At 67.3% G+C, this 5,085-nt stretch carries 7 protein-coding genes; all 7 read right to left on the bottom strand.

All coding sequences use genetic code 11. The features are described from left to right. Window positions 1–279: 279 nt before the first annotated feature. The gene (upp, locus tag RMP09_RS16020; protein ID WP_310566987.1) at window positions 280–912 is read right to left on the bottom strand and encodes a uracil phosphoribosyltransferase; all 633 of its coding nucleotides are present in this window, start codon (window positions 910–912) and stop codon (window positions 280–282) included. Between the two features lie 278 nt (window positions 913–1,190). Next, the gene (locus tag RMP09_RS16025) at window positions 1,191–2,078 is read right to left on the bottom strand and encodes a formate dehydrogenase accessory sulfurtransferase FdhD (RefSeq protein WP_310566988.1); all 888 of its coding nucleotides are present in this window, start codon (window positions 2,076–2,078) and stop codon (window positions 1,191–1,193) included. Between the two features lie 40 nt (window positions 2,079–2,118). Next, on the bottom strand, window positions 2,119–2,478 hold the full coding sequence (locus RMP09_RS16030; protein WP_310566989.1) for a hypothetical protein: 360 nt from the start codon (window positions 2,476–2,478) through the stop codon (window positions 2,119–2,121). A gap of 21 nt (window positions 2,479–2,499) precedes the next feature. Continuing rightward, the gene (locus tag RMP09_RS16035) at window positions 2,500–3,693 is read right to left on the bottom strand and encodes a formate dehydrogenase subunit gamma (RefSeq protein ID WP_310566990.1); all 1,194 of its coding nucleotides are present in this window, start codon (window positions 3,691–3,693) and stop codon (window positions 2,500–2,502) included. Window positions 3,694–3,703: 10 nt separating this feature from the next. Next, on the bottom strand, window positions 3,704–3,943 hold the full coding sequence (locus tag RMP09_RS16040) for a hypothetical protein (protein WP_409559742.1): 240 nt from the start codon (window positions 3,941–3,943) through the stop codon (window positions 3,704–3,706). Then, a complete protein-coding gene (gene fdh3B, locus RMP09_RS16045; protein WP_310566992.1) occupies window positions 3,943–4,554 on the bottom strand; it encodes a formate dehydrogenase FDH3 subunit beta in 612 nt (203 codons plus the stop codon). The genes RMP09_RS16040 and fdh3B overlap by 1 nt, the downstream gene beginning before the upstream one ends. A gap of 12 nt (window positions 4,555–4,566) precedes the next feature. Then, window positions 4,567–5,085: molybdopterin dinucleotide binding domain-containing protein (locus RMP09_RS16050; protein ID WP_310566993.1), on the bottom strand; the 519-nt coding region annotated here is incomplete at its 5' end.

Below are 5,085 nucleotides of genomic sequence, written 5' to 3' on the forward strand. Positions count from 1 at the left end.
CGCTAAAAGCATACAAGGGGGCTGATCCGGCTTGGGGCGGCCCGGCGCCGGATCGCCCTGCCTTCCCCGGGCGACATCTGTTCGGAAAAGATGCTCGATCCGAGAACGCGGCGAAACGGGCTTTGCCGGACCACACTCCTAGCCGATGGCTCGACGAGGCCGTGGCCGGCGCGCGTGTCCCATTCGAGAATGCCGTGGGTCCGGCTCCGCCGGCCCGCAGGCATTGCCCCTTGAGGGGCGGAGCGGCCACACGCAGTGGGCAAGCGACGGGGGTGGGCCCTATTTCGTGCCGAAGATCCGGTCGCCCGCATCGCCCAGCCCCGGCACGATGTAGCCGTGCTCGTTGAGCTCGCGGTCCACCGCCGGGGTGTAGATCGGCACGTCCGGGTGGGCGTCGTGGAAGGTCTTGATGCCCTGCGGGCAGGTGACCAGGCAGACGAAGCGGATCGAGCGCGGCTTCGTGGCCTTGAGGCGGTCCACCGCGGCCACGGCCGAGTTGCCGGTGGCCAGCATGGGGTCGAGCACGATCACGTCGCGCTCTTCCATGCCGCTGGGCATCTTGAAGTAGTACTCCACCGCCTTGAGCGTGGCCGGGTCGCGGTACAGGCCGATGTGGCCCACGCGGGCGCCGGGCAGCACCTGCAGCATGCCGTCCAGGAAGCCGTTGCCGGCGCGCAGGATGGAGGCCAGCACGATCTTCTTGCCGTCGATCACGGGCGACATCATCTTTTCCAGCGGCGTCTCGATCTCGATCTGCTGCATGGGCATGTCGCGCGTGAGCTCGTAGGCCAGCAGGGCCGAGAGTTCGTGCACCAACTCGCGGAAGCTCTTGGTGCTGGTGTCCTTCTTGCGCATCAGCGTGAGCTTGTGCTGGACCAGGGGGTGGTTGATGACGTGGACATCGCGGCTCATGGCGGTCGGGTCTTTCTTGGGTGGCAATGGAGCGGGAATGGGTGGCGGAACGGGACCGCTGTGCGCGCCCGTTCCAGGGTGTTCGTGAGTGTATGCCCGCCCCGGCGGGCACCGGCTCAGAGGCTGGGAGGGAATGGGGCGTGCCCGAAAGGGCGTCCCGAAGCACGGCCGGCAAGGCGCAAAGCACAGCCGTAGCTCGGGCTACGGCGCGCATTTGCAACGCCGCAGGCGGGGTTTTGGGGCGCCAAGGCGGGCATGACCGATTTCCTCTCAGCCTCTCAGGCGGCGCCGGCTTCTGCGGGGATCGCGTCGAAGACGATGCGCTGCGGGTGCGAGAAGCAGTAGAAGCGCTTGTGCGTGGCGCGGCCGATGGCGCACAGCCCCACGCGCTGGGCCACGTGCAGGCCCATTTCGGTGATGCCGCTGCGCGAGATCACCACCGGCACACCCATCTGGGCCGACTTGATGACCATCTCGCTGGTCAGGCGGCCGGTCGTGTAGAAGACCTTTTCACCCGCGGGCAGCGAGCCCTGCAAGGCCATCCAGCCCGCAATGGTGTCCACCGCGTTGTGACGGCCGACGTCTTCCACGAACAGCTGCAGGCGCTCGTCCACGAACAGCGCACAGGCGTGCACCGAACCGGCGGTCTTGTAGGTGCTGTCGTGCAAACGGATGGTGTTGACGATGCTGTAGAGCTGCGACTGGCGCAGGCGGGCCTGCGGCGGCAGCACGATGCGGTCCACGTCGTCCATCAGGCCGCCGAACACGCTGCCCTGGCCGCAGCCGGTGGTGACCACGCGGCGCGCGGTGCGCTCTTCGATGCGGTCGATGCCCGAACGGGTCACCACCGCGGCGGCGCCCACGTCCCAGTCCACGGTGATGGACTCGATTTCGTGCACGCCGCTGACCAGGCGCTGGTTGAGCAGGTAGCCCAGCACCAGCCACTCGGGGTGAGCCCCCAGGGTCATGAGCGTGACCAGCTCACGCTTGTCGACATAGACCGTGAGGTCGCGCTCGGCCGGGATGCGGATGGCCCGGTGCTGGCCGGACTCGTCCACCACCGTCACCTCGCGGGTGAGGTCGGCGTGGGCCTGGGTCAGTCGCGGCCGGGTCGCCACAACGGATGCGGGTGCCTCGGCGATGTTTTGCAGGTCGGCCAGGTTCATGCGTGCAAGCATACGTGCGCCGGCCAGCCGGCGGGATGCGTCAGGACTTCTTGGCGGGCGCGGCAGCCGCCGGTGAGGCGGGTGCAGCGGTTGCTGCCGGCGCCGCGGCCGCCGTTGCAGGTGCGGGCCAAACGAAGGGGCCCGGATCGGCGCACGGCGGGGTGGCCGTGGCCGGCTTCACAGCCTTGCCCGCAGCGGCGGCGGTCTTGAAGTAATTCGCGGCCGACCGGTCCATCGACAGGCAGAGCTTGTAGGCATCGACCTTGCCTGTGTGCGCGGTCTTGGCCTTGGCCTCATCGGCCTTGGCCTTGGCCGCGTCGTCCAGCACCGGCGCGGGCAGCTTGGCCAGGGCCGCGGTGGACAGGGCGGCCAGCGCCACCATCAGAAACAGTTTTTTCATGGCAATGTCCTAGCGATCTGATCAGGCCTTGGCCGGCGTCTGCAGCGGCGCGGCCGGTTCGGTCTTGCTGCGCTGGGCCGGGATCTTGCCGGCCTTGATGTCGTCGTACCAGAGTTCGTGGTGTTCCTGGGCCCAGGCCTCGTCCACGTAACCGGTCTTCATGGCGCTGTAGGCGCCCTTCATGCCCACGGTGCCCATGTAGATGTGGCCCATGATCAGCGCCATCATCACCAGCGCACAGACGATGTGCAGCATGTGGGCGATCTGCATGTCGCCGCGCAGGTACAGCATGCCGGGCAGCAGCTTGTCGAGGAACAGGCCCGAGCCCACCACCACGATGCCGGGGATGGTGATGCCCCACCAGAACAGCCCCTTTTCACCGGCGTTGAAGCGGTGCGAAGGCACCTCGTGTTCGCCCAGCATGCCCCCCAGTTTTCTGAGCCAGACGAAGTCGGCCGCGTTGGCGATGTTGTCCTTGATGAAGGTCACCACGATGATCAGCAGCGACACCGCAAACAAGGGGCCGACGAAGTTGTGCAGGTTCTTGAGCGCAAACGTCAGCCAGCCGAACAGCGTGCTGCCGATCACCGGCAGGATGAAGAACTTGCCGAAGGCCATGACGATGCCCGAGACCGCCAGCGCGACGAAGGCGCCCGCGTTGGCCCAGTGCGCCGCGCGCTCGAACGGGGTGAAGCGCTCGATCTGACGGCCGGTGTCTTTCAGGTGGCCGCCTAGCGGCCCCTTGGCCTTGTAGAAGATGGCCAGGGCCAGCAGCACGACGAACAGCAAGGACCCGCCATAGGGGATCAGCCACTGGTTGCGCACCTCGCGCCAGGCTTCGCCCGCGTTGGTCAGGCGCGAGCCGGGGTACTGCACAAAGGGCTGGATCAGGTTGCCCGCCTCGGGCGCCTGGCTCAGCGGCAAGCTGCTGTAGCCGGTCACGCCCTTGCCCACATCGCGCCACATCGGGGCGTTGTTGCCGGGCTGCACCTGCTTGCGCTCGGCGTTGCTCTGGCTGGCGTAGTTCGGGTCGGTGCTGGCGTCGGGCGCGATCTCGAAGATGTTCGCGCTCTTGACGCCGGCCACGGCCGGTGCCGCCGCTGCGGGCGCGGCGGCCTCAGGCGCGGTCTGCGCCTGGCCCAGCCCCAGGCCGCCCGCCAGTGCCAGGGCCAAACCCCAGCCCCGCAGCCTCGCGATGGATGTGTTGCTCGTCATGCGCGGCTCCTCATTGGGTGGCGACGCGGGAATAGTCGTTCATGCCGTACTGCGCGCGCGCCTTGAGCTGCTGTTCCCAGCTGCCCTTGTCGCCCACCTTCCAGCCCGGTTGCAGGAACGGGCTCTGGCCCACCCCGGCATAAGGCGCCGCGTCGGAACGGGTGCCACCCATGTCCTGGGGTTTTTCGCCGCAGGCGGTCAGCGCCGCCATGGCGGCCATCAGGCCCAGCGTCGTCAGGGTCTTGCGCATCATGACTTGCTCCCTTCCTTGTTGCCGGCGGTGCCGTAGGCCGTGCCCCAGCCCCAGACTTCGGCACCCTTGCCACGGGCCACCACGCGGGTGCGGAAGATGTCGGCCACCACGTCGCCGTCACCGGCCAGCAGCGCCTTGGTCGAGCACATCTCGGCGCAGGCCGGCAGCTTGCCTTCGGCCAGGCGGTTGCGGCCGTATTTCTCGAACTCGGCCTCGCTGCCATTGGCTTCCGGGCCGCCGGCGCAGAAGGTGCACTTGTCCATCTTGCCGCGCACCCCGAAGGTACCCTGCGAGGGGAACTGCGGCGCACCGAACGGGCAGGCATAGGAGCAGTAGCCGCAGCCGATGCAGATGTCCTTGTCGTGCAGCACCACGCCTTCGTCGGTGCGGTAGAAGCAGTTGACCGGGCAGACCGCCATGCAGGGCGCGTCGCTGCAGTGCATGCAGGCCACCGAGATCGACTTCTCGCCCGGCACACCGTCGTTGAGCGTGACCACCCGGCGGCGGTTCACGCCCCAGGGCACCTCGTTCTCGTTCTTGCAGGCGGTGACGCAGCCGTTGCACTCGATGCAACGCTCGGCGTCACAGATGAATTTCATTCGTGCCATCGTGCGTTCTCCTTATGCTTTTTCTACGTTGCAGACCGTGGTCTTGGTCTCTTGCATCATGGTCACGATGTCGTAACCGTAGGTGGTGGAGGTGTTGATGGCCTCACCCCGCACCACCGGCATGGCGCCGGCCGGGTAGTAGGCCTTCAGGTCCTCCCCCTGCCAGCGGCCGGAGAAGTGGAAGGGCATGAACACCGTGTGTTCGTCCACCCGCTCGGTCACCAGGGCCTGCACGTTCAGGCGCGCCCCCGTGGGGGTGCTGACCCAGACGCGTTCGCCGTTGTGAATGCCGCGCTCGGCCGCTGCCTTGGGGTTGAGTTCGATGAACATCTCCTGCTGCAGCTCGGCCAGCCAGGGATTCGAACGCGTCTCTTCGCCGCCGCCTTCGTACTCGACCAGACGGCCCGAGGTCATGATCAGCGGGAATTTCTCGTGGACCTTCTCGTCCACGTTTTTCTGCTGCAGCGACTTGTAGAGCACCGGCAGGCGCCAGCGGTTCTTCTGGTCGTCGTGGCTGGGGTACTTGGCCAC

The sequence above is a fragment of the Hydrogenophaga sp. genome (genome assembly GCF_031426985.1).
Lineage (GTDB): Bacteria > Pseudomonadota > Gammaproteobacteria > Burkholderiales > Burkholderiaceae_C > Hydrogenophaga.

Excerpts from the sequence above, each read along its gene's own strand:
- upp (WP_310566987.1), bottom strand. The coding sequence starts at position 912 with ATGAGCCGCGATGTCCACGTCATCAACCACCCCCTGGTCCAGCACAAG.
- RMP09_RS16035 (WP_310566990.1), bottom strand. The coding sequence starts at position 3,693 with ATGACGAGCAACACATCCATCGCGAGGCTGCGGGGCTGGGGTTTGGCC.
- fdh3B (WP_310566992.1), bottom strand. The coding sequence starts at position 4,554 with ATGGCACGAATGAAATTCATCTGTGACGCCGAGCGTTGCATCGAGTGC.
- RMP09_RS16025 (WP_310566988.1), bottom strand. The coding sequence starts at position 2,078 with ATGAACCTGGCCGACCTGCAAAACATCGCCGAGGCACCCGCATCCGTT.
- RMP09_RS16040 (WP_409559742.1), bottom strand. The coding sequence starts at position 3,943 with ATGCGCAAGACCCTGACGACGCTGGGCCTGATGGCCGCCATGGCGGCG.
- RMP09_RS16030 (WP_310566989.1), bottom strand. The coding sequence starts at position 2,478 with ATGAAAAAACTGTTTCTGATGGTGGCGCTGGCCGCCCTGTCCACCGCG.